We start from the raw sequence: 23762 nt of genomic DNA on the forward strand, positions 1-23762 counted from the left end.
TTCAACGGCGGATGGACCAACGGGCCGCCGCCAGCTCCCTCGGTGTCCGGGATACCGGACTGATGCCGGATGTGTGGTCCAGGATTTCCGCGGCCGCGAGCTCGGCGATGGCGGAAGAGGTCTGGAAACCGTAGCCGCCTTGGCCTGCAAGCCAGAAAAAGCCCGGAGCCTCGGCGTCGAAACCCACCACGGGAACGCCGTCGGCGGCCTCGGTGCGCAACCCGGTCCAAGCCTTGGCCACGGAGCGTATGCCCAGCGACGTGATCGAGTTCAGCCGGACCACCAGCTCTTCCACGTCGCCGGGACGCGGCTGTGCGTCTTCGGGGCCGCTCGGCACCGTCTCCGACGGCGAAATGAGCACTTGCGCCCCCTCACGCCGGAAGTAGTAGGAGTCATCCGCCGCCGCCACCATGGGGCTGCCCACCGGAAGGGGGCGTTCGACGTCGACGATGGCCGCGGTGCGCCGGAACGGCTGCAAGCCCAGCTTCTCCACCCCGCTGAGCACCGCGAGTTCATCCGCCCAGGCACCGGCTGCGTTGACCACGACGGCGGACTGGAAGCCTTCCAGCCCGGCGCCCAGTTGCCAGCCGGAGCCGAGGCGTTGGGCCGAATGGACCCGGGCGCCGGTGATGATGTCCACTCCCCCGGCCTCGGCGCGCTGCCGGTGGTCTTCCAAGAGCACGGGTGCGTTGCAGGCGAATGACCCGGTATCCAGGCCCGCGGCCGTGAAGGACCCAGGGTTCAACGCCGGGCACAGCTCAAGGGCTTCGGCGTGCGTAATGTGGTGCATGTGCCCGCTGGCTTCTGCCTTGACGGTGGCTTCGTCGCCCACCAACATGAACGAGCGCGGTTCCAGTACCGGTACCGGCAACGCGGCGTCGCGGGCTCCCATCAGTTCCAGGGTGCGGACGGTGAGTTCCTGCACGACGGCGGGTCCGTAGCTTGGGATCAATTGCCGGGCCGAGCGGGAGGATGTGTGGTAGGCCAGTATCTGTTCGGCCTCCACGAGGGCCACCGAGCACCGGCCGGCCAGCGCCGAAGCCAGCGACAACCCGGCGATGCCTCCACCGACAATTACCACGTCATAGTTTGCAGCCATTCCTCCATCCTGTCAGCGCACACGCCCAGATGCGAGGGGGAGGTGGTGGGGCTAGTCCACCGCGGACCGCTTGATGCCCATGTAGGGGGTCCACCATGTGAGGGGCTCCGTGACGGTGAAGCGCCGCCCCGAGATCGAATCCGCTGGAACCCGCACGAAATGGTCTTTCTTGCCGGCTTCCCAAGGAAAGAGGGGCAGCGAGAACGAGTTGACGACGTCGTCGATCTGCTTGACCGGCGCCGCTTTGCCGTGGAGCACAACACTCCATGCGACGCCGGTGTCGGCGTCGACGCCGTCCACTTCCATGGCCACCGGGAATTCGCCCAAGGCCGCAGCAAGCTTTGTGCCCGCCCCGGTCCTGAAGACAACCGTCCCCTGGTCCACGGTGTAATTGATCGGAAAAATGTCAGGGTGGTCTCCGAGCCACACCGCCAGCCTGCCAACGGACACGCCCCTCAGGAGATTCCAGCATTGCTGCGAATCCAACACCTCGGTGACGGGTTGTGCTGCATCTTTGTCCATGTTGCAGATACTAGGCCTCCGATCCCCCTTGGGACAGGGTTGCCAGGAAGGGGACTCAGCGCAGGTACTGGAGCTCCTCGAAATGACGGATGTAGTCATCCAGTAGCGCTTCTGCCACCCTGACCGAGTCCACGAGCGGGTTCATCGCCATCGCCTTGTAGGCAGAGCTCCGGGAACCCGTGAGCGCAGCGTCGATCGTGGCTCGTTCCACCGCCTTGGCGTTGACGACAAGTCCCCGCGCGTAGTCCGGAAGAGACTTGGCGGGGAGCAAGCGGACTCCGCCGGCGTCCACGAGGCAGGGCGCCTCGATGACGGCGTCAGTATCGAGTTCTGGCAGCGTGCCCCCATTCGGGACGTTCAGGATCAGGCGGGCCGTTTCCCCCTGGCTGATGGCACGCATGATCGCCAAGGCAACAGCCTCGTAGCCACCGGATACTAGGTCCTCGGCGTCGCGTTCGAACGTACCGGCTGCCTCCCTGTTGCTCTGCATGTACGTCTCTTCGCGGTCGAGCTTGGTCTTCTCCCAGAGCCTGAGGGCCGACTTCGACGACGGGAACCCCGGGGCGGGCTCCGCACCGCCGTCGTTCGCTTCCGCCAGCCCGCTGTAGAAGGACGACTGCTGCCGCGCCAAGTAGGCGCCGCGGGTGGTTTGGGCGCGCCGGTCGGCGTCGAGTGCTTCCCGCCTGAAGTAGTAGTAGTGCAGATACTCGTTGGGAACCGCGCCGAGGGCTTTGATCCACGAAGCGCCGAACAGCCGGCCCTCTTCAAAGGACTCGATGGCGCGGTGGTCGGCCAGGAGCCGCGGCAGGACATCCTCGCCGTCGACCACCAGCCCGCGCAGCCAGCCCAGGTGGTTCAGGCCGATGTAGTCGATCTCCACGGAGCCGTCCCGAAAGGCCGCCCCGCCTCGGTGGATTCCGGCCGCGAGCAAGCATCGCCTGGCCAGCCCCACCGGCGAATCGCAGATCCCCACCACCTTGTTGCCAAGGACCCGCGTCATGACCTCGGTGATGACCCCGGCCGGATTGGTGAAGTTGATGAACCAAGCGTCCGGAGCATGCTTCTTCACCGCCTCGGCGATGTCCAGGACCACGGGAATGGTCCGCAAGGCATAGGAAATCCCGCCGGCACCGACGGTCTCCTGCCCGATGACACCGTGCGCCAGGGCAATCCGCTCATCGGCGGCGCGCCCCTCCAGGCCACCCACCCGGATGGCGGAGAAGATGAAGTCGGTGCCGGGCAAGGCGTCCGGCAGTTCCGTGAATATCCTCACCGCAGGTGCGTCGGGCACCCCCTCGGCCATGTCGGCGAGGACCCTGGCCACCACGCCCAGGCGTGCGGGGTCGGCGTCGAACAGCCTCAGTTCGGTGACCCTGCCGGGCCCATGGTCCGACAGCAGTGCTGAATAGACCAGGGGTACCCGGAATCCCCCGCCGCCCAGGATGGTGAGGATCATGGGAACTCAGAGCCCCGCGGCTGCGCGGCTCTTCACGAAGGCCTCGACACACGCCTCGACGTCCTCGGAGCTGTGTGCGGCCGAGAGCTGCACGCGGATCCGGGCAGCTCCCTTGGGCACCACGGGGTAGCTGAACGCCGTGACGAACACTCCATGGTGGAGCATCTCGTCGGCAACCTTCGCTGCCGCCACGGCGTCGCCGAACATCACCGGAATGATGGCGTGCTCGCCGTCGAGCAGTTCGAAGCCTTCCTCGCTCATGCGGCGCCGGAACAAGGCAGCGTTCTCGAAGAGCCTGGAGCGGAGCTCGCCCGAACCCTGGACCAGCTCAATGGCCTTGATGGTGGCTGCGACGATTGCCGGGGCCAGGGAGTTGGAGAACAGGTAAGGGCGGGCCTTCTGGCGCAGCATGGCGACGATTTCGCTGCGGCCGGAGACGTAGCCTCCGGAGGCGCCGCCAAGGGCCTTGCCGAACGTGCCGGTGTAGATGTCGATCCTGTCCGAAACACCCGCGTGTTCGGGGGTTCCGGCACCGGTGGCTCCCATGAAGCCTACGGCGTGGGAATCGTCCACCATGACCAGCGCGTCATGCTTTTCGGCGAGATCGCAGATGGCTTCGAGCGGCGCGAGGTAGCCGTCCATGGAGAAGACGCCGTCCGTCACGATGATCTTGCGCCGGGCCGGTGCCTCGCCGCTTGAGGCCTCGATCAGCTTGGCTTCGAGGTCAGCCATGTCCTGGTTGGCGTAGCGGAAGCGCTTGGCCTTGCTGAGCCGGATGCCGTCGATGATCGAGGCGTGGTTCAGGGAGTCGGAGATGATGGCGTCCTCGGCCCCGAACAGGGACTCGAAGACACCTCCGTTGGCGTCGAAGCAGCTGGAGAAGAGGATGGTGTCTTCGGTTCCGAGGAACTGTGAGACCCGGGCCTCGAGCTCAAGGTGGAGGTCCTGGGTGCCGCAGATGAAACGGACGGAGGCCATGCCGAAGCCGCGCTCGTCCATGGCGGACTTGGCGGCCGCGATGATGTCCGGGTGGTCTGCGAGGCCCAGGTAGTTGTTGGCGCAGAAGTTAAGGACGGTGTTCGCCGGCTGGCCGAGCTGGCCTGCGGCGATGTGGCTCGCTTGCGGCGAGTCGATGTGGCGTTCGGTCTTGAAGAGGCCTGCGGTCCGGATCTCTTCAAGTTCGCCTTGCAGCTGGTCTTTGATGCTTGAGTACATGGTGGCTCCTGGTACTGGGGTCTTGGGGAGGACTTTACGTTGTCTTAGATTTCGGCGTTCTAGAGTTCGGTCCAGTCGAGGACAACCTTGCCGCCAATGCCGGCGCGCGCGATTTCGAAGCCCTTTTCCCAATCGGTGGCGGACAGCTTGTCCGTGACGACGGCGGAAATGTGGCTGTGCAGCACGGGGTTGGAGGACAGCATGGCGCTCATGGCGTACCAGGTTTCGTACATCTCGCGGCCGTAGATGCCCTTGAGGGTCAGCATGTGCGTGACCACTTTGCCCCAGTCGATGTCGATGGACTGGCTGGGCAAGCCGAGCATGGCGATGCGTCCGCCGTGGTTCATGTTGTTGATCATCTCAGGCAGGGCCGTGGGATGCCCGGACATTTCCAGGCCGATGTCGAATCCTTCGCGCATGCCGAGCTCGAGCTGGGCGTCCTTGACGCGCATCTTCGACACGTCGACGGCAAGGTCCACACCCATCTTCCGGGCGAGTTCGAGGCGGGGAGCCGAGACGTCCGTGATGGCGATCTTGCGGGCACCGGCGTGGCGCGCGACGGCGATTGCCATGAGCCCGATGGGCCCGGCACCTGTGATGAGCACATCCTCGCCGACCAGGGGGAAGCTCAGGGCGGTGTGGACGGCGTTGCCGAAGGGGTCGAAGATGGCGCCAAGCTCCGGGGTGACGGAGGGATCGTGGTGGACCCAGACGTTGGTCTCCGGGATGACAACGTATTCGGCGAAGGCGCCGTCTCGCTGCACGCCCACGGACACCGTGTGGATGCACATCTGGCGGCGGCCTGCGCGGCAATTGCGGCAGATCCCGCAGACCACGTGGCCTTCACCGGAGACGCGGTCACCTACCTTGACGTCGCGGACGTCCTCGCCCACAGACACCACTTCGCCGTAGAACTCGTGTCCGGCGATCAAGGGAGTCTCGATGATGCTCTGCGCCCAGGCGTCCCAGGACTGGATGTGCAGGTCGGTTCCGCAGATGCCGGTGGTCATGACGCGGATCTTGACGTCGCTCGGACCTGCCTCCGGCTCGGGCCGTTCGACGAGTTCAAAACCAGCGTGGGGACCGGACTTGTAGAGAGCCTTCATGGGTCTTCCTAACTCAAGGGATTGGGCCGTTTGTGTGCCGTTTCACTTCATTGAAGCCCCACGGACGGTTTAGCACAACTAGGTTTTTCTCAATCAACGATTTAGCATTTGCTAAATGGAAGTACATCAGCTCCAAATGCTCAGGGAACTAGGAGATCTCGGCAGTGTCAAGGCCGTAGCCGAGACGCTCATGGTCACCCCCTCGGCCGTTTCCCAGCAGCTCGCACTCCTGCAGAAATCGGTGGACGTGCCCCTGACCCGAAAGGAAGGCCGCGCCCTGGTGCTCACCGATGCGGGCCGGGTCCTCGCCGACGCCGGAGCCGCCGTCGTGAATGCGCTCGCGGACGCCCAGGCGGCGATCGGCGCTTACCACGACTCCCCGGGCTCCACCGTGACCCTAAGCGCCTTCCACAGTGCGGGGCAGGCCTTGTTCGCTCCACTCGCGGCTTTATTGACGAGCGCGCGCAATGTCGGTCCGGAAAACAGCGTTCCGCGCGTGAAACTCGCCGACGAAGATGTTGCCCAGGAAGACTTTCCGGGCCTCGCCGCGCGCTACGACCTCGTGCTGGCGCACCGGATGGAGCACAGCCCCGGGTGGCCCACCGACAAAGTGGCCGTGATCCCGCTCGCCGACGAACCGCTCGACGTCGCGTTGCCTGCCGGGCACCCGCTCGCGGCGCGCCGCGAACTCAGCCCGGCCGACGTCGTCGGGCAGCCCTGGGTGACCAGCCGCGCCGGATACTCTCCCGCGGATGTGCTGGCCGCCGTCGTCGCCGTCAGCGGACGGCCCGCGGATGTCCTGCACCGCATCAACGACTATTCCACCGTTGCCTCGCTCGTGGCGGACGGCGGCGCGATAGGTTTGCTCCCGCGGTTCACCGCCCAGCGCGTGCTGGACGCCGGCGTGGTTCTGCGTCCGCTGGCGGGGGTGAATTCCGTGCGCAAAATCGACATCCTGGCGAGGCCGGAAACCCTGAAACGGAAATCGGTCATGACGGTCTGCGAAGCGCTGCAGACCGTCATGACCGAACTCGCCGGGGGTACATCACCTGGCGCCTCCCAGCCCAACTAGCTCGCATTTAATGTCGTTATGAGGCCTCAAAACGACAACAACTGCGAGCTACTTGGGGGCGCGGGCGCTAGAGTTCCCGGACCCGGGACGGTTGGCCTGCGTTGAAATACTCCACGAGCTCTTCGGGCAAGGCCGGAACGAGCTTCGCGCAACCGTCGCCGCGGAGGGACTCGGTGGCAAGCACTCCAGCGGCCACGGCCTCGCGGGCCGCGATCGGCGAGGTCGCCGTGGTTCCGCCATCCTTGGCGAAGCGCAGGAACTCAGCGATCAGCAAGGGGTCCGCACCGCCATGGCCGCCTTCTCCGTCGCGGACCAAGACCTTCTGGTCAGGCTCTGCGAAACCGGAGGTGGTCCTGGTGGTCCATACGTAGATCTGGTCGCCGGCCCCGTCACCGAAGTTCTCGATCCTGCCTTTGGTGCCGATCACCGTGTAGTTCCGCCAATAGTCCGGGGTGAAGTGGCACTGCTGGTACGAGGCGAGTACACCGTTGTCCAAGACCATGTTCATCATCGAGATGTCCTCGACGTCGATCGTCTCGGCGAGGTCCGTCTGTTCGGTGGGGGGCCAGTTGTCCACGGAGAACCAATCTCCCATCCGCCGCCCCGTGTTGTCGCGGCGGGAAGCGACGTCCCCGTACACGGCCAGCTCGCCGATCGCCTGGACCTTGGTGCTGTATCCCCCGGCGAGCCAGTGGATGACGTCGATATCGTGGGCGCCCTTTTGCAGCAGCAGCCCTGTGGTGTTGGCACGCTGGGCATGCCAATCCTTGAAATAGTAGTCCCCGCCGTTCCCCACGAAATGCCGGCACCAAACTGCTTTGACGTCACCGATGGTCCCGGCCTGGATGATGTCGCGCATCTGCACCACCACCGGCATGTGCCGCATGTTGTGGCCCACGTAGAGTCGCGTTCCGGTGTCGAAGGCCGTCTGGAGGATAACGTCGGCTGCTTCGAGCGTGACGTCGAGCGGTTTCTCGCAGAAGGTGGGGATGCCGGCTTTGAGCGTCCGGACGGCGACGGCGGCGTGCTGGTTGTCCGGCGTCAGGACCAGGACCGCGTCCAGACCGGAGTCCAACAGGACGTCCAAGTCGTCGGTGATGACCGCCGTCGGGATCTTCTCGGCCGCGTCTGCCCTGCCGCGCTCGCCCAGATCGCACACGACCGTGACTTCCGAACCGTGGCCGGGCTTGTGCGCGTGGCGCCACAGTGACGACCGCAAGCCGAATCCGACGATGCCTACTTTGAGGTCCATAAGTACTTTCCTAACTAGATAAGTTGATGCGCTGGCGTGTTTGACCCACGCGGTGCGCGACTCCTTGGTTGACCAGCTCGCGAACCCTTCGGTAGTGAAGGGGGTCGTAGCTGAAGCTGTCCATGGCGAGGCTCCCGCCCGAGCCGTCCGTATCGATGAGGGCGAGCACTTCCTCGCGGCCGGCCAGCTTGGCCAGGAGCGAGAGTGCCCGGTGGTCCCACATGGCCTGGGCGAACACCTTGTAACGGATCGATTCCCACGGAACCCCGTCCGGTCCCGGGTAGACCATGAAGGCATCGCCGCCCGGGAAGGCTCCCCCGGCACAGGTGTCCTTGAACGGGTCCACGGGCGCCAACGAATGGGCCGTGTTGTAGAAGTTGAATCCCCAATGCAGAAAGCCCGCGCATTCCAGGGCGAAGAGCTGGTGGCCCAACACCCGGTTTCGCACTGAAGGCATGGAAATGAACCGGTTCGCAACACCGGCGTCCTGGGCGACGCAGTAATAGACCCACAGGTCCTTCACTCCGGCCGCCAGGAACGGCGCCACGGCATCGCTTGCCACCACGGGATTCGATACTGCCCCGCTGCTGTAGAACTCGAAGTCGCTCAAGGCGTCAACCACCGTCAGCCCGTCGAGGAGATCCGCGACGGCGCCCTTTGCCCGTTGGTATCCGGCCAGGGCTTCGGCACCCTCCGGTTCATCCGAAATGTGGAAAATGACCCGGTCAAGCGACCAGTGCTCCGCCAGAAAGGACCGCAGCGCCGGCAGCAGCTCGGCCATGAGCTCCCGGTACGAGGACGACGTCGACGGCACGTCCCAGCCGAAGCGCCGATCCAGGCCTTCCGCGGTTTCGACATAGATCGCCGGAGTCGCTTTGGCGCCCCATTGTGTGAACAAGTGGGCGATTTCCAAGTACTGGATTCCATGTTTGGCGCAAAGGCCCACCCAGCGCAGCAGCTTGCTGAAATCAAAGTGGTAGCCGGAATCTTCGCGGATCCCGATCAGCTGGGTGGGCAGCCGCGTTCCGCCGACGGCCGTGTCCAGCGGAGGAGTCCACGTGGGTGTCAGCAGCGAGTTTGCTCCCATCCTTGCCGCGGACCCCATGAAGGCATCGATGATCGACCAATGCTCCTCGCTGAACACGCCGACGCCGTAATGGCTCGCCAGGCCGTCGCAGTGGAACCAGTGGGCGTTCACGATCTCCAGTTCCGGGGCTTGCGGGGGCACCACGGTGACGCAGATGTGGGTGCTGAAGAGCGTGTTGCCTTCCGCGTCCCGCACCGAGATCCCGAGTTCGTGATCGCCCGCGTGATCCACGGAAGGCACCACGAGGTCGATCCATGCCGCGGTCCATTGGCCATAGAGCGGATTGATCAGCCCATCCGGGGCAGGCCGCAAAAGGTCCGGATACAGTCCGGGAGTATCCCGGTCGTAACCGCCATCATGCTCCGGGAATGCCGCCAATGAACATGGCACCAGCTCAACCTGCGAAATGGAGGTGAATCCTGCCGCCGGACCATCGACTGCAACTTCCAACGCCCCGGACAGCCGAAAGTCGTGTTTCATGGGCGGCCGGAGCGCTACCTGGACCGAGGCGGTCTCGCCGGGGAAAACGGACATCGGAATGGTCCTGTCGAACGGCCGTGGTGGAACGTCCGGGTAGACCTTTTCCAGGGAGTCCACGAGCACGAACGACCAGCCGTCATCCGGTGCCGGCTTCTGTTCCGTCAAGGCTGTGATCCTTTCCTACGTGAGCTCTACTTGAGTCTCTACTTGGGCTCTACTTGAGCCCTACTTGAGTCCCGAGCGGCCGATGCCTGCCATGACGCGCTTCTGCATGAGCAGGAACATGATCAGGATCGGCGCCATGGCCATCAGGGATGCCGCCATGAGGATCGGGTAATTGTTGGCGTGCTCACCCTGGAGGTTCGAAAGCCCGACGCTCAACGGTGCGGCGTTCGCCGTCGACGTCACTACCAAAGGCCATAAGAGGTCGTTCCAGGACCACAGCACAGTGATGATGACGAGGGCCCACAGGCCGTTGGCCGCGAGTGGCAGCATGACCCGGAAGAAGATCTGGAACGGATTGGCGCCGTCGAGCCGTGCCGCATCTTCGAGTTCGTCCGGGAGCCCCATGAAAAACTGGCGCATCAGGAACAGGCCGAAAGCGCTGAAGATGCCCGGAGCCACGATGCCGGCAATGCTGTTCAGCCAACCCAGGTTTTGGATGATCTGGTACTGCGGGATCAGGAACAACTGGGACGGCACCATGATGATCGACAAGACGACGGCCAGGATGAGCCCTTTGAACCGGAACTGCATCCGCGCGAAGGCGTAGCCCGCCATCGAGCAGAGGAGCACTTGCCCGATCACCCGGATCACTGTGATTGCTACCGTCACCCAAAGCTGTGAACCGAAATTCATGGAGGTGAAGACGTCCGCGAAGTTGTGCCATTGGACGACACTCGGCCACAGGGTGGGCGGGGTGCTTTGGACTTCGGCGTTCGTCGAAAGCGACATGACGATCTGGTACAGGAGCGGGGAGATCATGGCCAACCCGCCAATGCTCAGAACACAGTGCGCCAGGACGTTCGCGCCCTGTTTGCCGCCTTTGGCGCCGTGGCTTTTGGCGCCCCGGCCCTTGGTCCCGCGGCCCGCGCCGTCGCGATCCGCGCCGTCACGATCCGAGGGTTTGCCCCCGGCGCGAGACGGCCCCGCGGTGGCCACCCCGCTCCGTCGCGATTCGACGCCGCTTTTTGTGGAGAGCATCGATTCAGACATAGTTGACCCACCTCTTCTGGATACGGAATTGGAAAGCGGTCAGAAGAGCGATGATGACCAGGATCAGGATGCCGATGGCGGCCGCGTAGCCCTTGTCGTTCTGCAGGAAGGCCTGGTTGTAGAAGATGTACACGAGGCTTTGCGTCTGCGGCATGGCCAGGTTGGCTTTCCCCATCATCACGTACAACAGATCGAACAGCTGGAAGCCGCTGATCACGGTGACGATCGTGACGAAGAAGATGCTGGGCGTCAATAACGGAACGGTAATGCTGAAGAATTGGCGGACCCGGCTGGCCCCGTCCATTTCCGCGGCTTCGAAGAGCTCCCGCGGAATCTCGCGCAGTCCCGCGCTGATGATGATGAGGTTGAATCCCAGCGACATCCAAAGCCCCACGGTAGCCACGGCGAGCAGCGCGAACCCCGGCGTCGATGTCCAGTAGGGGCCCTGGATCCCGAACAAGCCCAAGAACCAGTTGATGGGTCCGAAGTCACCGTTGTAGATCAGCCTCCATACGATCCCGACGGCGGCCGGCATGGTGATGTAGGGAATGAAGTACAGCGTCCGGTACAGGGCTGCGAAGCGCAGGCCGGGACGCTCGATCAAGGACGCAAGAATGACCGCGATGGGAATCCCCAGCAGCACGACGACCGTGTAGATCAGCGTATTGAGGATTGACTGCGGAATAGTGGAATCCGCGAACATCCGCACGTAGTTGTCCAAGCCGATGAACTTGGTTCCGCCGAAGACTCCCCACTTGGTGAAGCTGTAGTAGAACGTCTGGATGATCGGCCAAAGGTAGAACACACCGATGCCCGCAACGGTAGGCACCACGAACAACCATGGCCACCAGCCATCCGACTTCGATTTTCCTTTGCGGCGATCCCCCGCTGCTCGGGCGGCACGGACGCTTTTGGACGCCGGCGTCAGGGTCTGGGCTTTCATGATTCTTTGGCCAGCGCGGCATCCATCTGGCTGGCAAGGTCCTTGGCGACGTCGGCAACCGGCTTGGTCCCGGCGAAGGCCTGCGGCAGCAAGGTGTTCTCGAGTTCGTTCCAGGCGGCAGTGTTGGCAGACGCCGGGTAGGGAGAGGCATCCTTGGCCAGGTCAAGGAAGACGTTGAGGTCGACGGAGGGAACGGACTTGACCCAGGCATCCTGTGTGCCGTTGAAGGCCGGGATGACAGTTCCCGTTTCCGCCTGGATCTTGGCAGCATCCTGGGTCCCCAGGAAGGCGACGAACGCCTGCGCCGCGGCAGGGTTCTTCGCATTGGCGGGAATCACGTTGGCAAGTCCGTGGATCACGCTCTGGTTGCTCTTCGGCCCCTTCGGGAGGCTGACAATGCCCAGATCGTCACCGAGTGCCTTTTGGGCCGGCCCGACGGTCCAGGAGCCGTCCATGGTCATAGCCAATTTCCTGGACGTGAACATGTCGCTCGAGGAGGTGTCCGTCAATTGCTGCATCGAGGGCGATACGCCGGACTCGATCAGGTCGCGCCAGAACTGGAGGCCGGCGATCGAACCGGCGGAGTCGTAGCCCGACTTCTTGCCGTCGGCCGAAATGATGGTCCCGCCGGCTTCGATCATGGTGTTGTAGTAGCTGGTCTGGCCACCGGTGAGGTCCCCGGCATAACCGTAGATACCCTTGCCCTGGTAGAACTTGGACAGTTTCGCGCCAGCGGATTTCACGTCGTCCCATGTCCAGTTGGACGTCGGATCGGACACCCCGGCTTCCTTGAAGAGGGCCTTGTTGTAGAAGAGCGCACTGGTATCGAAGTCCTTGGGGACCCCGTAGAACGTCCCGTTGACGGTGTACAGATCCACCAGTGCCTTGGGGTAATTGGACGTATCCACTCCCTTGCCGGAGACCAGTCCGTCCAAAGGCAACAGCTGGTTGTTTTGCGCGTAAAGCTTGATGTGCGGACCATTCATCCAGAAAACGTCCGGCAGGGTGTTGCTGCTTGCCTGGGTTTGGATCTTCGTCCAGTAGGCCGAACCCTTCGACGGCGTGACGTCGATGGTGACCTTGATGTTCGGGTATTGCTTGTTGAACTCGGTCACGATCTTCTGCATCGCGGGCTTTTGTGCCGCGTCCCAGATGGCGTAGCTCAGCTCGGCGCTCAGGTCCTTCGCGGGAGCAGCGTAGGCGGCCTTGGCTGCGCTGCCCCCGGCGGCACTGTTCCCGCCGCAGGCAGCGAGCGAAACGACGGCGGCACCGGCGGCCGCAAAGGAAAGGAATGACCTGCGGGTCACGTTGTGGTTCATAAGAATTCTCCGATGTCTTGGTCAGAAGACCGACGGTCCTTCGGGGGCGGGCCCGCATTCGGCGAACAGCCAACCCAACTGATGTTGTGCAGTTGATCACATCATGTTAATCGTTTAAAGGCAAGATCCTGATTGATCTTTCCTTAACTTTTTCGGGCACAAAACGTCATCAAAGTGCAAAGGGGATGATTGCCTGATCATCGGGAACGTGCATCGACGTACCTCGGGGATAGCTCCCGGTTCGACCGAGGGCTCCCGGTTCACGCCGAGGGCGCTGAATCCCTCACAATGAGCTTCCAGGGGAATTCCAGAACGCTCGCGGGCCCATCGGGATTCTCTGCCCGGTCGAGCAGGAATGCAGCCAAGCCATCGAAAAAGCCCTCAGGACCAACGGTGGTCAACGACGGCGTCATGCGCTCGCCTTCGGTGGTGTTGCCGATACCGAGCACTTCCACGTCCTCGGGAATGCGGAGTTGCAGCCGTTGGGCCGCATGGATGGCTGCGATCGCGGCGAAATCGGTGGTCGCATAGATCGCGGTCGGACGGTCCGCCCGCTGCAGGAGCCGCAGCGCGGCATCGAACGCGCTGAGTCCGTCGCGGTCATACGTCTCGACGTAGTCGTCCCGGTAATCCAAACCAGCCTTGGCGAGGCCACGCGTGTATGCGCCCAAGCGGATGTCCAGGGTGCTCATCGAATGTGTCGACGAGATCAGGCAACCCACCCGGCGGTGCCGCCCGGTGAGGTGATCCACCGCCTGTTCGCAGGACGAACCGGCCAACGGGCGCACGACGTCGAATCCCTCAGGTTCCATGGTGTCGCTGAAAACCACCAAGCGCTGCAATCTCGCCGCCTGCGCCAGCAGTTCGGCATCCCCTGGCTCTTCGGCGCCGTCGATGAATGTCACGTCGGCGTTTTGCCGTTTCAGGGCCACCCGCCAGTCGGTATCGGCCAGAATCATGGGCGTAATGCCACGTTGGGCCGCAGCCGTACCAACAGCGCGGCTCACGTCCAGTGCCCATGGATCCGAGATCATGGTCAGCGACAGCATGAGTAGGTTCGTTCGTCCAGTGCGGATCGCCCTTGCCGATTGGTTGGGGCGATATCCGAGGGCCAGGGCAGCCTCTTGAACCCGGAGCACGGTAGCGGGGGCCACGCCGGAACCGCTCCTGCTGCCGTCTTTGCCGCTCCTGCCTGAAAGCACATAGGACACAGTCGCCGTCGAAACCCCGGCTGCCGCCGCCACGGACTTGATCGTGGGGCGCATTCGTCTCCTTCTTGGCTGAGCCGCCGAACCACGGGCGTGGTTCGGCGGTAGTAGCATCATAGCCAGACGAGCGGGCGCGGGTTCAGCTCAAACATGGTCAGGAAGAGACGCTCCCGTAGTCCAGCCGCCGTCCGCCATTACCGGGCGCAGCGGGCAAGGTACCCCCGATAATGCGCGTGGCCGTGACTGTGGTGCCGCTCTTCGTCCCGGAGACTTCGACAGTGTCGCCCGTCTTCAGGTCGGTGGCCTTGATGGTCTGGGGCGATGGCCGCCGGCCTTGCGTGCCCGCTCCGGAAGCGGGGAGCTTGACGATGGTGGTAGACGATGTGATCGCGTAGCTCTGAGTGAAGCCGTCATCGCTCTTCACGGAAATGCTCGCATCGCTGACGGACTGCACGGTGCCTCGCTGCGACACGAGGGTCGTATAGCTGCCGTCCTTGTTCTTGACCGTGAACTCACCGTGGATCCCCGGACCTGCGAAGCCGCGGGGAAGCACGGGGAACGGCCGGGCTTTGCCGGGCGACGGAGTGGCGGGCGAGGTGGCCCCCGGCGACGGCGTGGCGGGCGACGCCATACCTGTCGGCGTCGCGCTCACCACGTACTCGGGGATGATCTGGCCGGCAGCCCAGACTGCGGCCACACCACCGCCGCCGAGGACGACGGCGATACCGCCGGCGATGAGGGCCTTACGAACCCCCGGAGTCATGGTGGACATGGCCGAATCCTTTCTCCGCTCCTCCCCGGACCGGTAAGGGGCGGGCAGCAAAGAACTGATGACTCCATGATGAGCCCTGAAGCTGTGTGGGGGCTGTGGATCCAGACACAACCGGGTCGCAGTTGTTGTCGTTTTGACGGCTCAAAACGACGTTAACTGCGACCCAGTTGGGTGAGGCGCGGGTGGCGGGTGGGACTCAGCCTTCGACGCCGAGCCGCTCCAGGATCAGCTGCTTGACGCGTCCGGCGTCGGCCTGCCCGCGGGTGGCCTTCATGACTCCGCCGACGATCGCACCGATGGCCTGGAGCTTGCCGCCGCGGATCTTCTCCGCGACGTCGGGCTGGGCCGCCAGTGCGGCGTCGATCGCTTCAAGCAGGGGGCCGTCGTCGGACACGACGGCGAGGCCGCGCTTCCCGACGATCTCGGCCGGGGTGCCCTCGCCGGCGAGGACGCCGTCGAGCACCTGCGAAGCCATCTTGTTGTTGATCTTGCCGCCCTCGACGAGCTTGTTGAGCTCCACGATGGTTTCCGGTGTGACGCCGAGTTCGGAGGGATCGACGTCGGCGGTCTTGGCACGTCCGACGATCTCGCCCATCCACCACTTGCGGGCCACGGAGGCGCTGGCACCGGCGGTGATGGTCTCCTCGATGGAGTCCATGACGCCGGCGTTCACGACGTCGCGGAACTCGAGGTCCGAATAGCCCCAGTCGGCCTGGAGCCGCTTGCGGCGGGCCGCGGGCGGCTCGGGCAACGTGGCGCGGAGTTCTTCAACCCATTCACGGGACGCGAGGACCGGAACGAGGTCCGGCTCCGGGAAGTAGCGGTAGTCGTCGGCGTCGGACTTTGCCCGGCCCGACGTCGTCGTGCGCGTGTCTTCGTGCCAGTGGCGCGTTTCCTGGATGACCGGCTCACCGGAGTCTAGGACCGCGGCGTGACGCTGGATTTCGTAACGGACGGCGTGCTCGACGGCGCGCAGAGAGTTGACGTTCTTCGTCTCGGAACGGATGCCGAAACGTTCGCGGCCGTGCGGGCGCAGGGAGACGTTGGCATCGCAACGGACGTTGCCGCGTTCCATCTTGGCATCGGAAACGCCGAGGTTCTTGACGATTTCGCGCACTGCGGCGACGTAGGCCTTGGCGAGTTCGGGTGCGCGGCTGCCGGCGCCCTCGATCGGCTTGGTGACGATTTCCACGAGCGGAACACCGGAACGGTTGTAGTCCACCAGCGAGTAGTCGGCACCCTGGATGCGTCCGGTGGCGCCACCCATGTGGGTGAGCTTGCCGGCGTCCTCTTCCATATGTGCGCGCTCGATCTCGACGCGGAACACCGTTCCGTCCGAGAGCTCGATGTCCAGGTAGCCGTCATACGCGATGGGCTCGTCGTACTGGGACGTCTGGAAGTTCTTCGGGGTGTCCGGGTAGAAGTAGTTCTTCCGGGCGAAGCGGCACGACTCGGCGATCTTGCAGTTCAGGGCAAGGCCGATCTTGATGGAGGATTCCACTGCCGTCTTGTTCACCACGGGCAGGACGCCGGGCATGCCCAGGTCCACCTCGTTGACGTTGGTGTTCGGCTCGTCGCCGAAGACGTTCGGGGCGGAGGAGAACATCTTGGTCTTGGTGTTGAGCTCCACGTGGACCTCGAAGCCAAGGACGGGATCGTACTTCTCCATGGCCTCTTCGAAGCTGAGGATGGCGTCGGTAGACATCAGTTGGAACCTCCGGCGGTGTTGAATGCGGTACCGAGACCTGCGTTTTTCAATTCAGGTGCCTTCGCCAACAGCGGGCCGCCCCACTTCTCTTCGAGCAAGGATTCAAGGACAGCGCCCACGCGGTACAGGCGGGCGTCCTCGCGGGCGGGCGCCAGCAGCTGGATGCCTACGGGCAGGCCGTCTTCGTCGGCCAGGCCGCCAGGCAGGGACAATCCGGGGATACCGGCCATGTTCGCCGGGATGGTGGCGACGTCGTTGAGGTACATGGCCAGCGGATCGTCCAGCTTCTCCCCCAGCTTGAAGGCCGTCGTGGGAGCCGTCGGCGAAATCAGGACGTCGGCCTGCGCGAACGCGGCGTCGAAGTCGCGCTGGATGAGCGTGCGGACCTTCTGCGCCGAACCGTAGTAGGCGTCGTAGTAGCCGGCGCTCAGGGCGTAAGTGCCCAGGATGATGCGGCGCTTGACCTCATCGCCGAAACCGGCGGCGCGGGTAGCGGCCATGACGCGTTCGATCGTCATGGGACCGTCCTCGGGCAGGACGCGCAAGCCGTAGCGCACGCCGTCGAACTTCGCCAGGTTGCTGGAAACCTCGGAAGGCATGATCAGGTAGTAGGCGCCCAGCGCGTACTTGAAGTTGGGGCAGGAAACCTCGACGATTTCCGCACCAGCCTCCTTGAGCAGCTCAAGGGACTCGTTGAAACGGTTCTCGACGCCGGCCTGGTAGCCCTCGCCGTGGAGTTCCTTGACGATGCCGATCTTCATGCCCGTGACGTTGCCCGTCTTGGCTGCGGCAACGAGCGTGTCGAAGGGGTCCGTCAGCGAGGTGGAGTCGAAGGGGTCGTGGCCGCCGATGACTTCCTGCAGCAAGGCCGAGTCCAGCACGGTCCGCGAAACCGGACCGATCTGGTCCAGCGACGACGCCATGGCAATGGCACCGTAGCGGGAAACGGCACCATAGGTGGGCTTCATGCCGACCGTGCCGGTGACGGCGCCGGGCTGGCGGATGGATCCGCCGGTGTCCGTGCCAAGGGCCAGCGGAGCTTCGAAAGCGGCGACGGCGGCCGCGGAGCCACCGCCCGAGCCGCCGGGAATGCGGTCCAGGTCCCACGGGTTGCGGGTGGGGCCGTACGCCGAGTGTTCCGTGGAGGAACCCATGGCGAATTCGTCCAGGTTGGTCTTGCCCAGGATGGGCATCTTCGCAGCTCGCAGCTTCTTGATGACGGTGGCGTCATAGGGACTGTGCCAGCCCTCGAGGATCTTGGAACCGGCCGTGGTGGGCTGGCCAATGGTGACGATGAGGTCCTTGACGGCGATGGGCACGCCGGCGAGCTCGTGCAGCGCTTCTTCTTCGGCACCACCGGCGGCGCGGATCGCGTCCACCTCGGCGGCGACGGCGAGCGCCTCTTCAGCGTTGACGTGCAAAAAAGCATGGATGCCGTCGGCCCCGCCGTCTACAAGGGCAATGCGGTCCAGGTACGCCTGCGTGACCTCAACGGACGTGACCTCGCGCGCGGCCAGCTTGGCGGCCAACTGTGCTGCGGACAGGCGGATGAGTTCGGAGTTGTTCAATTCAGTCATCGCTTAGTCCTCATCCAGGATTGCCGGAACCTTGAAGCGGCCCTCGAAGGAATCCGGAGCCCCGGACAAAGCCTGCTCGGCCGTGAAGGTGTGGCCCACGACGTCCTCGCGGAACACGTTGTTCAACGGAATCGGGTGGGACGTTGCCGGGACATCGTCCCCGGCGGCTTCGCTGACGGACTTCACCGAATCGACGATGACGGCGAGCTCGCCCGCCATCCTGTCCAGCTCTTCGGCACTCATTTCAATGTGAGCCAGACGCGCAAGATGCGCGACGTCGTCACGGTTGATCGCAGCCATGGATCTCCCCTGCAAAGTTCAAATGGTTTTCCGGACTAGTCTACGTGGGTTGGACGACGAACAACGCGGGGTCACTTACGGCCCATCCGGAGGTCCCGAATGGGCCGTAAGTGACCCCGCGTTGCTGGTTGCTTTGCTACCCGATGCCGATGGCTCCCGTCAGCATGCCCACTGCGAGCATGACGGCGGAGATGACCGCCGTGCGCCACAGGACCTTCTTGTGGTGGTCTCCCAGTTCTACCTTGGCCAGGGACACCAGGAGCAGGATCGCGGGGACCAGGGGGCTCTGGAGGTGGAAGGGCTGGCCGGTGATGGAGGCTCGGGCCATTTCCGCGCCGCTGATGCCGTAGTGCGCGGCGGTTTCGCTCAGGACCGGCAGGACGCCGAAGTAGAAGGCGTCGTTGCTCATGAAGAAGGTCATCGGAATGCTGAGCAGCCCGGTGATGACGGCCATGAACGGACCCATCTCGGCGGGGATGATGTGGACCAGCCACGCGGACATTTCCTTGACCATGCCGGTGCCGTTGAGGACACCTGTGAGGACAGCAGCCGCCATGACCATGCTGACGACGGCCACGATGGACGGTGCGTGAGCCACCAGCTGCGCGCCCTGTTCCTTGACCTTGGGGAAGTTCACCAGCAGGGCAATCGCGGAGCCCACCATGAAGACGTAGGGCAGCGGCACGAGGTTGGCCACGAGCATGACCATCACAGCAACGGTCAGGCCGAGGTTGAACCAGAAGAGTTTCGGGCGCAGGGTCTTGCGGTTCGGATCGAGTGCGGTGTCGGTCAGGCCGGTATCGGCGAGGTCCACGACGGTTTCGGTGCGTTCCAGGACCACGACGCCGGTGCCGCCGCGGGTGACAGGCTTAGCGGCGGTGCGCCCCGGGCCGAAACCGCGGCGCGAGGAACCGGTGCCGGTACCGCCGCGGTTCGTGCCGCCGTCGAACACGTCCCCTGCGTTGGCGACGTCGCCCCAGATCTCGGGAGCGGTGGCGCGGAGGCGGTTGCGTTCCTGCAGGCCCAAGAGCCAGGAGAACACGAAGACGACGACGAGGCCAGCGATGAGGGACGGGACCATCGGAACAAACACGTCGTTGACGTCGATCTTGAGGGCGGTGGCCGCACGGGCCGTGGGGCCACCCCACGGCAGGATGTTCATGGTGCCGTTGGCCAGGCCGGCCACACAGGTCAGGACCACGGGGCTCATCTTCAAACGGAGGTAGACGGGCAGCATCGCCGCGGTGGTGAGGATGAAGGTGGTGGAGCCGTCGCCGTCGAGCGATACAGCGGCCGCGAGGATGGCGGTGCCCAGGACCACTTTGGCCGGGTCGTTGCCCAGCTTGCGGAGGATGAACTTCACCAGTGGGTCGAACAGTCCGACGTCGATCATGAGTCCGAAGTACACGATCGCGAACATCAGGAGTGCGGCCGTGGACGTCATGGACTTCATCGAATCCATGACCATTGGCCCGATGCCAAGACCGGCACCGGCAAACAGGCCGAATATGGTGGGAACGATGATCAGCGCCAGAACGGGCGTCAACTTCTTTGTCATGATCAGGATCATGAACACCGCAATCATTGCGAATCCAAGCAATACCAGCACAGCCGGCTCCTTACTACAGTGAACGGCATCACGTCGATGTGATGCGCGATACAGAACTTATAGTGGCGACGCTCACAGCAAGGCGTTTGTGGGATTTGATGGACATACTGCTGATTGAGAGCATTTTGCTCATTGTGCTCAATGCTTCAATGGAGAGGTAGACGTAGAAATACAGCGCCGCTGCTGCCCAGCTCCAGCCGGCCAATCCCAGCCGGAAGGAGGCAGGATGCCCAGGCTTGCCTTGCGGTTCTCGACGCAGACCCTGCTCCTGCAACTCGGGGTCGTCCTCTTGGTGGTGTTGCTCAGCGGCAGTGTGCATGCGTGGCTCGTCTATGGGCGGATCGGCGCCGAAGCGGAAAACCAAGCGCTGACTTTGGCACGCACCGTGGCTTCGGATCCGGTGATCCGTGCCCAGGTCCAAGCCATCAGCAACGAGCCGGGAACACCGCCTCCCGGAGTGCTCGCGACCGGCCCCATCCAAGCAGCCGCCGAGGCTGCCAGGAGCCGCACTGGTGCTTTGTTCGTGGTAGTCACGGACGAGACCGGTTTGCGGCTGGCTCACCCGGATCTCGTCCGGCTCGGCGAACGGGTCAGCACGGATCCCTCGGACGCCCTCTCCGGGAAGGAAGTCACCACCCGGAACACGGGCACTCTGGGACCATCCGCGGGCGCCAAGGTCCCGGTTTTCGCTCCGGGTTCCGTGGCGACGGTGGTTGGCGAAGTCAGTGTGGGCTATTCCATGGAGTCGCTCGGCCAAAGCCTTGCCGAGGACATCGTCCCGATTGCCCTGACCGCGGCGGGCTCCTTGATTGCCGGCGTCTTGGCGTCCTTCCTCCTGCGCCGCCGCCTGCAACGCCTGACGCTGGGCCTCGAACCAGAAGAAATCAGCACCCTCGTACATGACCAGGTGGCCGTGCTTCAAGGCGTGGACGACGGCGTGATCGGCATTTCCGCCGATGGCCGCATCACTGTCTTCAATGCCGCGGCGAGACGGCTGCTGGGCATCCCCCAAGCGTCGGACACTCCCGGCTCGCCCACCGCGGCCGGCTCGGACTGGTCCGGCGCCGACCTTGCCGGCACTGACTGGACAGGCACCGATTGGGAGAACGCAGCCGTCCCGGCGCAGCTCAAGGCCCTCACTCAACCCTCTGCGCACGATGCCGAAGCCGTGGAAATCGTTGCGGGCGGCCGGGTCTTGGTTGCCAACGCCCGCAAGGCGCTGCACCGCAAGGAGGATCTCGGCTGGGTGGTCATGCTCAGGGACCGCACCGAGCTGCAGCAGCTGACACGCCAGCTCGACGCCGTGGGCACCATGTCGGCAGCGCTCCGGGCCCAGCGCCACGAATTCGCGAATCAGCTCCATACGATCGCCGGCTTCCTGAGTATCGGCCAACACGGCCAGGCCAAGGACTATCTCGCCAGGATCTCCGCCACCGGTCCCCTGAAGTTTCCCGTGCAGCAAGCCGAGCTCCTGCAGGATCCTTATCTGCAAGCGTTCGTCGGCGCGAAGAGCGTGGAGGCGGACGAGCGAGGAGTGGCGTTGCGGATCGGCCCGGAGACACTAGTGAGGGAGCACGTCACCGAACCGCAGGACGTCACCACGGTGCTTGGCAACCTGATCGACAACGCCGTCAACGCCGCTGTCGCCGGCTCTTCGACCCAACGCTGGGTGGAGCTTGAGTTGCTCGACGAACCGGGGCCCGACGGCGGCACGCTGCACATCGTCGTCGCGGACTCCGGCGACGGCCTCGGCGGTGTCGAGCCCGAAAGGGTATTCGTGGAAGGATTCACGACGGCGGAGCCCGCCGAAAGCGGTATCGCCAAGGCAGGCGGGCAGGGACTCGGACTCGCACTGGTCCGGCAACTCGCCCGCCGTCGCGGTGGCGACGTGCGCGTCCTGGACCCGGGCTCGCCCGGCGGTCCAGGCGCCGTCTTCATGGCCACGATGCCAGGGGTTACCGGCTCGCCGGGGGATGCCCCGCCAGCTGGACCCTCCGGAGCCGCCGAACCCTCCGGAGCCGCCGAACCCTCCGCAGCAGCCGAACGCAAGGAAGGACACCAGTGAGCGAAGACTTCAGGGTGTTGATTGTGGATGACGACTTCCATGTCGCCAAGCTCCATGCAGCCTACGTGGACTCCGTGGCCGGTTTCCTCGCCCTGGCCCCGGTGGGATCCACGGCGCAGGCGCTGCAGTCCGTGCATAGCCTTCGGCCGGATCTCGTGTTGCTGGACGTTTATCTGCCGGACGGTTCGGGCCTGGATCTCCTGGGCCAACTCGATGTGGATGCCATGATGCTGACCGCGGCTTCCGATGCCGTGTCCATCAGGACAGCCCTCCGGCGCGGGGCCTTGGCGTATCTGCTGAAACCGTTCACGGCTGAATCACTGTCGCAGCAATTGCGTTCCTATGCCAGATACCGGCGAATCCTCGGGCGACAGCATGCGGTGGACCAGGACACGATCGAACGGGCCAAGCGGGCGCTCGTCGCGGGGGACGTCGCGCCGTCGGGAAAGCCGCGATCGGCCACCGAAGCATCGGTGCTGGAATCCTTGGCACCGGGGGAACAATACTCGGCCACGGAAGTAGCGGAACGGGTGGGCGTCTCGCGGGCCACGGCGCAACGGTACCTCTCCTCGCTCGCCGACGATGGCGCCGTCGAAATCCAACTGCGTTACGGCAGCACCGGCCGCCCGGAACACCGCTACGGCGTCCCCGCGCGAACTGGCAGCAAATGACCCTTCCCGCCGTTCTTGAGGGCATCTACTGCCAGCTCGCGCCAACCTTTGATAGTTCTTAGGCTCTTAGGCGCTCTTCTGGGCTACGAGTTCGATTTCGACCAGCATTTCCGGGTCGAGGAACGGCAGGACGTGGACCAGGGAAAGGGTGGGCCGGATCTCGCCGAAGACTTCGCCGTGCGCGCGGCCGGCGTCTTCCCACTTGCTGATGTCGGTCAGGTAGAGCTTGGACTGCACGACGTCCTCGTAGTCGAACCCGGCGTCAGCCAGGACGGCACCCAGCTTTTCGAGGATGTACTTGGTCTGCGAGTAGAAGTCGTCGCCGACGATGCCATCAGGTCCGGACGCCGCCGTAGCCGAAATGAAGAGTGTGTTGTCCACCTGGACCGCACGGGAGTATCCAAGGGTCTGCTCCCAGACCGAGCCCGTGCCGAATGTCTTGCGCATGCCGCGCCTTTCTCAGTTTCCGCACCCGGCCCGATGACCGGGGTTTACGAGGAAACTTTATGGCTGGCGGACATCCTGCCGGTAAACGAACAGCTTTATGTCGGTCCCGGGAACAAACCAATCACGCTCCGGCTCCCTCTCGAATCCGGTCTTGGCGTAGAGTGCATTGGCGCTTTCCCACGTCGCGCCTGTGGTGAGGGAAACGGCGTTGATTCCATCTATGGAGCGGGCTTGGTCGACGACCGCCTGTACGAGCGCGCGTCCCGCGCCGGAGCGCTGCACGTCCGGATCAACTACCAAGGTGCGCATCTCAAGTTCGTCCGGAAGGCCAATGTCCGAAAAGTCGCCTCCCGCCTTGGCCGAGGTGACGGAGCCGATAACCTGGCCATCACGTTCGGCGACGAAGACGTCGGCGTACCGCGCGCGGCCGGCCACATCGCGCAGCTTCTCCAGGTACGGGTGGTCCGGGCTGCCATAGTAGCCAGCGGTCACGTAAGACGCCATCGTGATACGGGCTACGGCGTCGTAGTCTTCGGGCAGGGCGGGACGGACGGTAATCTGCGAATGCACTGATCCATGGTAGTCGCGGCCGAGGTGCCGCGGGTGCCAAAGCGGTGTTTCCGTGACCGAACTATCACC

21 protein-coding genes are annotated in these 23762 nt (G+C 64.2%); 3 read left to right on the forward strand and 18 right to left on the reverse strand.

Going from position 1 to position 23762, the window contains the following annotated elements; translation table 11 throughout:
* Position 1: 1 nt before the first annotated feature.
* The 5 genes from QRN52_RS03345 to tdh are packed head-to-tail and all read right to left on the reverse strand — an operon-like array spanning position 2 to position 5398.
* Complete coding sequence (locus QRN52_RS03345) at positions 2–1099, reverse strand: NAD(P)/FAD-dependent oxidoreductase (protein WP_284751358.1); 1098 nt, start codon at positions 1097–1099, stop codon at positions 2–4.
* A 51-nt stretch (positions 1100–1150) separates the two neighbouring features.
* Positions 1151–1621 carry a pyridoxamine 5'-phosphate oxidase family protein gene (locus tag QRN52_RS03350; protein ID WP_284751359.1) on the reverse strand — a complete coding sequence of 157 codons (471 nt, stop codon included), beginning with the start codon at positions 1619–1621 and terminating at the stop codon, positions 1151–1153.
* Positions 1622–1676: 55 nt separating this feature from the next.
* Entirely contained in the window at positions 1677–3077 is a 1401-nt protein-coding gene (locus QRN52_RS03355) for a 6-phospho-beta-glucosidase (protein WP_284751360.1), read from the reverse strand.
* Between the two features lie 6 nt (positions 3078–3083).
* Positions 3084–4292 carry a glycine C-acetyltransferase gene (locus QRN52_RS03360; protein ID WP_284751361.1) on the reverse strand — a complete coding sequence of 403 codons (1209 nt, stop codon included), beginning with the start codon at positions 4290–4292 and terminating at the stop codon, positions 3084–3086.
* Positions 4293–4351: 59 nt separating this feature from the next.
* The gene (tdh, locus tag QRN52_RS03365) at positions 4352–5398 is read right to left on the reverse strand and encodes an L-threonine 3-dehydrogenase (protein ID WP_284751362.1); all 1047 of its coding nucleotides are present in this window, start codon (positions 5396–5398) and stop codon (positions 4352–4354) included.
* A gap of 115 nt (positions 5399–5513) precedes the next feature.
* Here tdh and QRN52_RS03370 point away from each other — a divergent pair, with 115 nt between their 5' ends.
* Entirely contained in the window at positions 5514–6470 is a 957-nt protein-coding gene (locus QRN52_RS03370) for a LysR family transcriptional regulator (protein WP_284751363.1), read from the forward strand.
* A gap of 67 nt (positions 6471–6537) precedes the next feature.
* On the opposite strand, the gene QRN52_RS03375 is transcribed toward QRN52_RS03370, so the two are convergent.
* The 11 genes from QRN52_RS03375 to QRN52_RS03425 all read right to left on the reverse strand — a co-directional run bounded on the left by QRN52_RS03375 (position 6538) and on the right by QRN52_RS03425 (position 19940).
* Positions 6538–7722 (reverse strand): Gfo/Idh/MocA family protein, encoded by a 1185-nt coding sequence (locus tag QRN52_RS03375; RefSeq protein WP_284751364.1) that lies wholly within the window; start codon positions 7720–7722, stop codon positions 6538–6540.
* Positions 7723–7732: 10 nt separating this feature from the next.
* Positions 7733–9454, reverse strand: coding sequence for a DUF4091 domain-containing protein (locus QRN52_RS03380; RefSeq protein WP_284751365.1), 1722 nt, complete (start codon positions 9452–9454; stop codon positions 7733–7735).
* A gap of 60 nt (positions 9455–9514) precedes the next feature.
* Entirely contained in the window at positions 9515–10504 is a 990-nt protein-coding gene (locus QRN52_RS03385; protein ID WP_284751366.1) for a carbohydrate ABC transporter permease, read from the reverse strand.
* Positions 10497–11447 (reverse strand): carbohydrate ABC transporter permease, encoded by a 951-nt coding sequence (locus QRN52_RS03390; RefSeq protein ID WP_284751367.1) that lies wholly within the window; start codon positions 11445–11447, stop codon positions 10497–10499. Before QRN52_RS03390 ends, QRN52_RS03385 begins: the two co-directional genes overlap by 8 nt.
* Positions 11444–12766 (reverse strand): extracellular solute-binding protein, encoded by a 1323-nt coding sequence (locus tag QRN52_RS03395; protein ID WP_284751368.1) that lies wholly within the window; start codon positions 12764–12766, stop codon positions 11444–11446. The genes QRN52_RS03390 and QRN52_RS03395 overlap by 4 nt, the downstream gene beginning before the upstream one ends.
* A 260-nt stretch (positions 12767–13026) precedes the next feature.
* Complete coding sequence (locus QRN52_RS03400; protein ID WP_284751369.1) at positions 13027–14031, reverse strand: LacI family DNA-binding transcriptional regulator; 1005 nt, start codon at positions 14029–14031, stop codon at positions 13027–13029.
* 97 nt (positions 14032–14128) lie between these two features.
* Complete coding sequence (locus QRN52_RS03405; protein ID WP_284751370.1) at positions 14129–14746, reverse strand: DUF5666 domain-containing protein; 618 nt, start codon at positions 14744–14746, stop codon at positions 14129–14131.
* 196 nt (positions 14747–14942) lie between these two features.
* Positions 14943–16451 carry an Asp-tRNA(Asn)/Glu-tRNA(Gln) amidotransferase subunit GatB gene (gatB, locus tag QRN52_RS03410; protein WP_284751371.1) on the reverse strand — a complete coding sequence of 503 codons (1509 nt, stop codon included), beginning with the start codon at positions 16449–16451 and terminating at the stop codon, positions 14943–14945.
* On the reverse strand, positions 16451–18031 hold the full coding sequence (gene gatA, locus QRN52_RS03415; RefSeq protein WP_284751372.1) for an Asp-tRNA(Asn)/Glu-tRNA(Gln) amidotransferase subunit GatA: 1581 nt from the start codon (positions 18029–18031) through the stop codon (positions 16451–16453). The genes gatB and gatA overlap by 1 nt, the downstream gene beginning before the upstream one ends.
* A 3-nt stretch (positions 18032–18034) precedes the next feature.
* The gene (gene gatC, locus QRN52_RS03420) at positions 18035–18331 is read right to left on the reverse strand and encodes an Asp-tRNA(Asn)/Glu-tRNA(Gln) amidotransferase subunit GatC (RefSeq protein WP_184736130.1); all 297 of its coding nucleotides are present in this window, start codon (positions 18329–18331) and stop codon (positions 18035–18037) included.
* Between the two features lie 136 nt (positions 18332–18467).
* Entirely contained in the window at positions 18468–19940 is a 1473-nt protein-coding gene (locus QRN52_RS03425) for a CitMHS family transporter (protein WP_284751373.1), read from the reverse strand.
* Positions 19941–20166: 226 nt separating this feature from the next.
* On the opposite strand from QRN52_RS03425, the gene QRN52_RS03430 reads away from it, so the two are divergent.
* Both QRN52_RS03430 and QRN52_RS03435 read left to right on the forward strand, forming a co-directional pair.
* The gene (locus tag QRN52_RS03430) at positions 20167–22005 is read left to right on the forward strand and encodes a sensor histidine kinase (RefSeq protein WP_284751374.1); all 1839 of its coding nucleotides are present in this window, start codon (positions 20167–20169) and stop codon (positions 22003–22005) included.
* The gene (locus tag QRN52_RS03435; protein WP_284751375.1) at positions 22002–22676 is read left to right on the forward strand and encodes a response regulator; all 675 of its coding nucleotides are present in this window, start codon (positions 22002–22004) and stop codon (positions 22674–22676) included. The genes QRN52_RS03430 and QRN52_RS03435 overlap by 4 nt, the downstream gene beginning before the upstream one ends.
* 66 nt (positions 22677–22742) lie before the next feature.
* On the opposite strand, the gene QRN52_RS03440 is transcribed toward QRN52_RS03435, so the two are convergent.
* Both QRN52_RS03440 and QRN52_RS03445 read right to left on the reverse strand, forming a co-directional pair.
* Positions 22743–23123: a RidA family protein gene (locus tag QRN52_RS03440; protein ID WP_078105825.1), complete on the reverse strand. Its 381-nt coding sequence runs from the start codon at positions 23121–23123 to the stop codon at positions 22743–22745.
* Positions 23124–23180: 57 nt separating this feature from the next.
* The gene (locus QRN52_RS03445; protein WP_284751376.1) at positions 23181–23693 is read right to left on the reverse strand and encodes a GNAT family N-acetyltransferase; all 513 of its coding nucleotides are present in this window, start codon (positions 23691–23693) and stop codon (positions 23181–23183) included.
* Between the last annotated feature and the right edge of the window lie 69 nt (positions 23694–23762).

The sequence above is a fragment of the Arthrobacter sp. efr-133-R2A-120 genome, from assembly GCF_030209835.1.
In the GTDB taxonomy this organism is placed as follows: domain Bacteria; phylum Actinomycetota; class Actinomycetes; order Actinomycetales; family Micrococcaceae; genus Arthrobacter.

What these genes read in the sequence shown, in the direction of transcription:
- QRN52_RS03345 (WP_284751358.1), bottom strand. Translation starts at nt 1,099, where the DNA reads ATGGCTGCAAACTATGACGTGGTAATTGTCGGTGGAGGCATCGCCGGG.
- QRN52_RS03350 (WP_284751359.1), bottom strand. Translation starts at nt 1,621, where the DNA reads ATGGACAAAGATGCAGCACAACCCGTCACCGAGGTGTTGGATTCGCAG.
- QRN52_RS03355 (WP_284751360.1), bottom strand. Translation starts at nt 3,077, where the DNA reads ATGATCCTCACCATCCTGGGCGGCGGGGGATTCCGGGTACCCCTGGTC.
- QRN52_RS03360 (WP_284751361.1), bottom strand. Translation starts at nt 4,292, where the DNA reads ATGTACTCAAGCATCAAAGACCAGCTGCAAGGCGAACTTGAAGAGATC.
- tdh (WP_284751362.1), bottom strand. Translation starts at nt 5,398, where the DNA reads ATGAAGGCTCTCTACAAGTCCGGTCCCCACGCTGGTTTTGAACTCGTC.
- QRN52_RS03370 (WP_284751363.1), top strand. Translation starts at nt 5,514, where the DNA reads ATGGAAGTACATCAGCTCCAAATGCTCAGGGAACTAGGAGATCTCGGC.
- QRN52_RS03375 (WP_284751364.1), bottom strand. Translation starts at nt 7,722, where the DNA reads ATGGACCTCAAAGTAGGCATCGTCGGATTCGGCTTGCGGTCGTCACTG.
- QRN52_RS03385 (WP_284751366.1), bottom strand. Translation starts at nt 10,504, where the DNA reads ATGTCTGAATCGATGCTCTCCACAAAAAGCGGCGTCGAATCGCGACGG.
- QRN52_RS03390 (WP_284751367.1), bottom strand. Translation starts at nt 11,447, where the DNA reads ATGAAAGCCCAGACCCTGACGCCGGCGTCCAAAAGCGTCCGTGCCGCC.
- QRN52_RS03395 (WP_284751368.1), bottom strand. Translation starts at nt 12,766, where the DNA reads ATGAACCACAACGTGACCCGCAGGTCATTCCTTTCCTTTGCGGCCGCC.
- QRN52_RS03400 (WP_284751369.1), bottom strand. Translation starts at nt 14,031, where the DNA reads ATGCGCCCCACGATCAAGTCCGTGGCGGCGGCAGCCGGGGTTTCGACG.
- QRN52_RS03405 (WP_284751370.1), bottom strand. Translation starts at nt 14,746, where the DNA reads ATGTCCACCATGACTCCGGGGGTTCGTAAGGCCCTCATCGCCGGCGGT.
- gatB (WP_284751371.1), bottom strand. Translation starts at nt 16,451, where the DNA reads ATGTCTACCGACGCCATCCTCAGCTTCGAAGAGGCCATGGAGAAGTAC.
- gatA (WP_284751372.1), bottom strand. Translation starts at nt 18,031, where the DNA reads ATGACTGAATTGAACAACTCCGAACTCATCCGCCTGTCCGCAGCACAG.
- gatC (WP_184736130.1), bottom strand. Translation starts at nt 18,331, where the DNA reads ATGGCTGCGATCAACCGTGACGACGTCGCGCATCTTGCGCGTCTGGCT.
- QRN52_RS03430 (WP_284751374.1), top strand. Translation starts at nt 20,167, where the DNA reads ATGCCCAGGCTTGCCTTGCGGTTCTCGACGCAGACCCTGCTCCTGCAA.
- QRN52_RS03440 (WP_078105825.1), bottom strand. Translation starts at nt 23,123, where the DNA reads ATGCGCAAGACATTCGGCACGGGCTCGGTCTGGGAGCAGACCCTTGGA.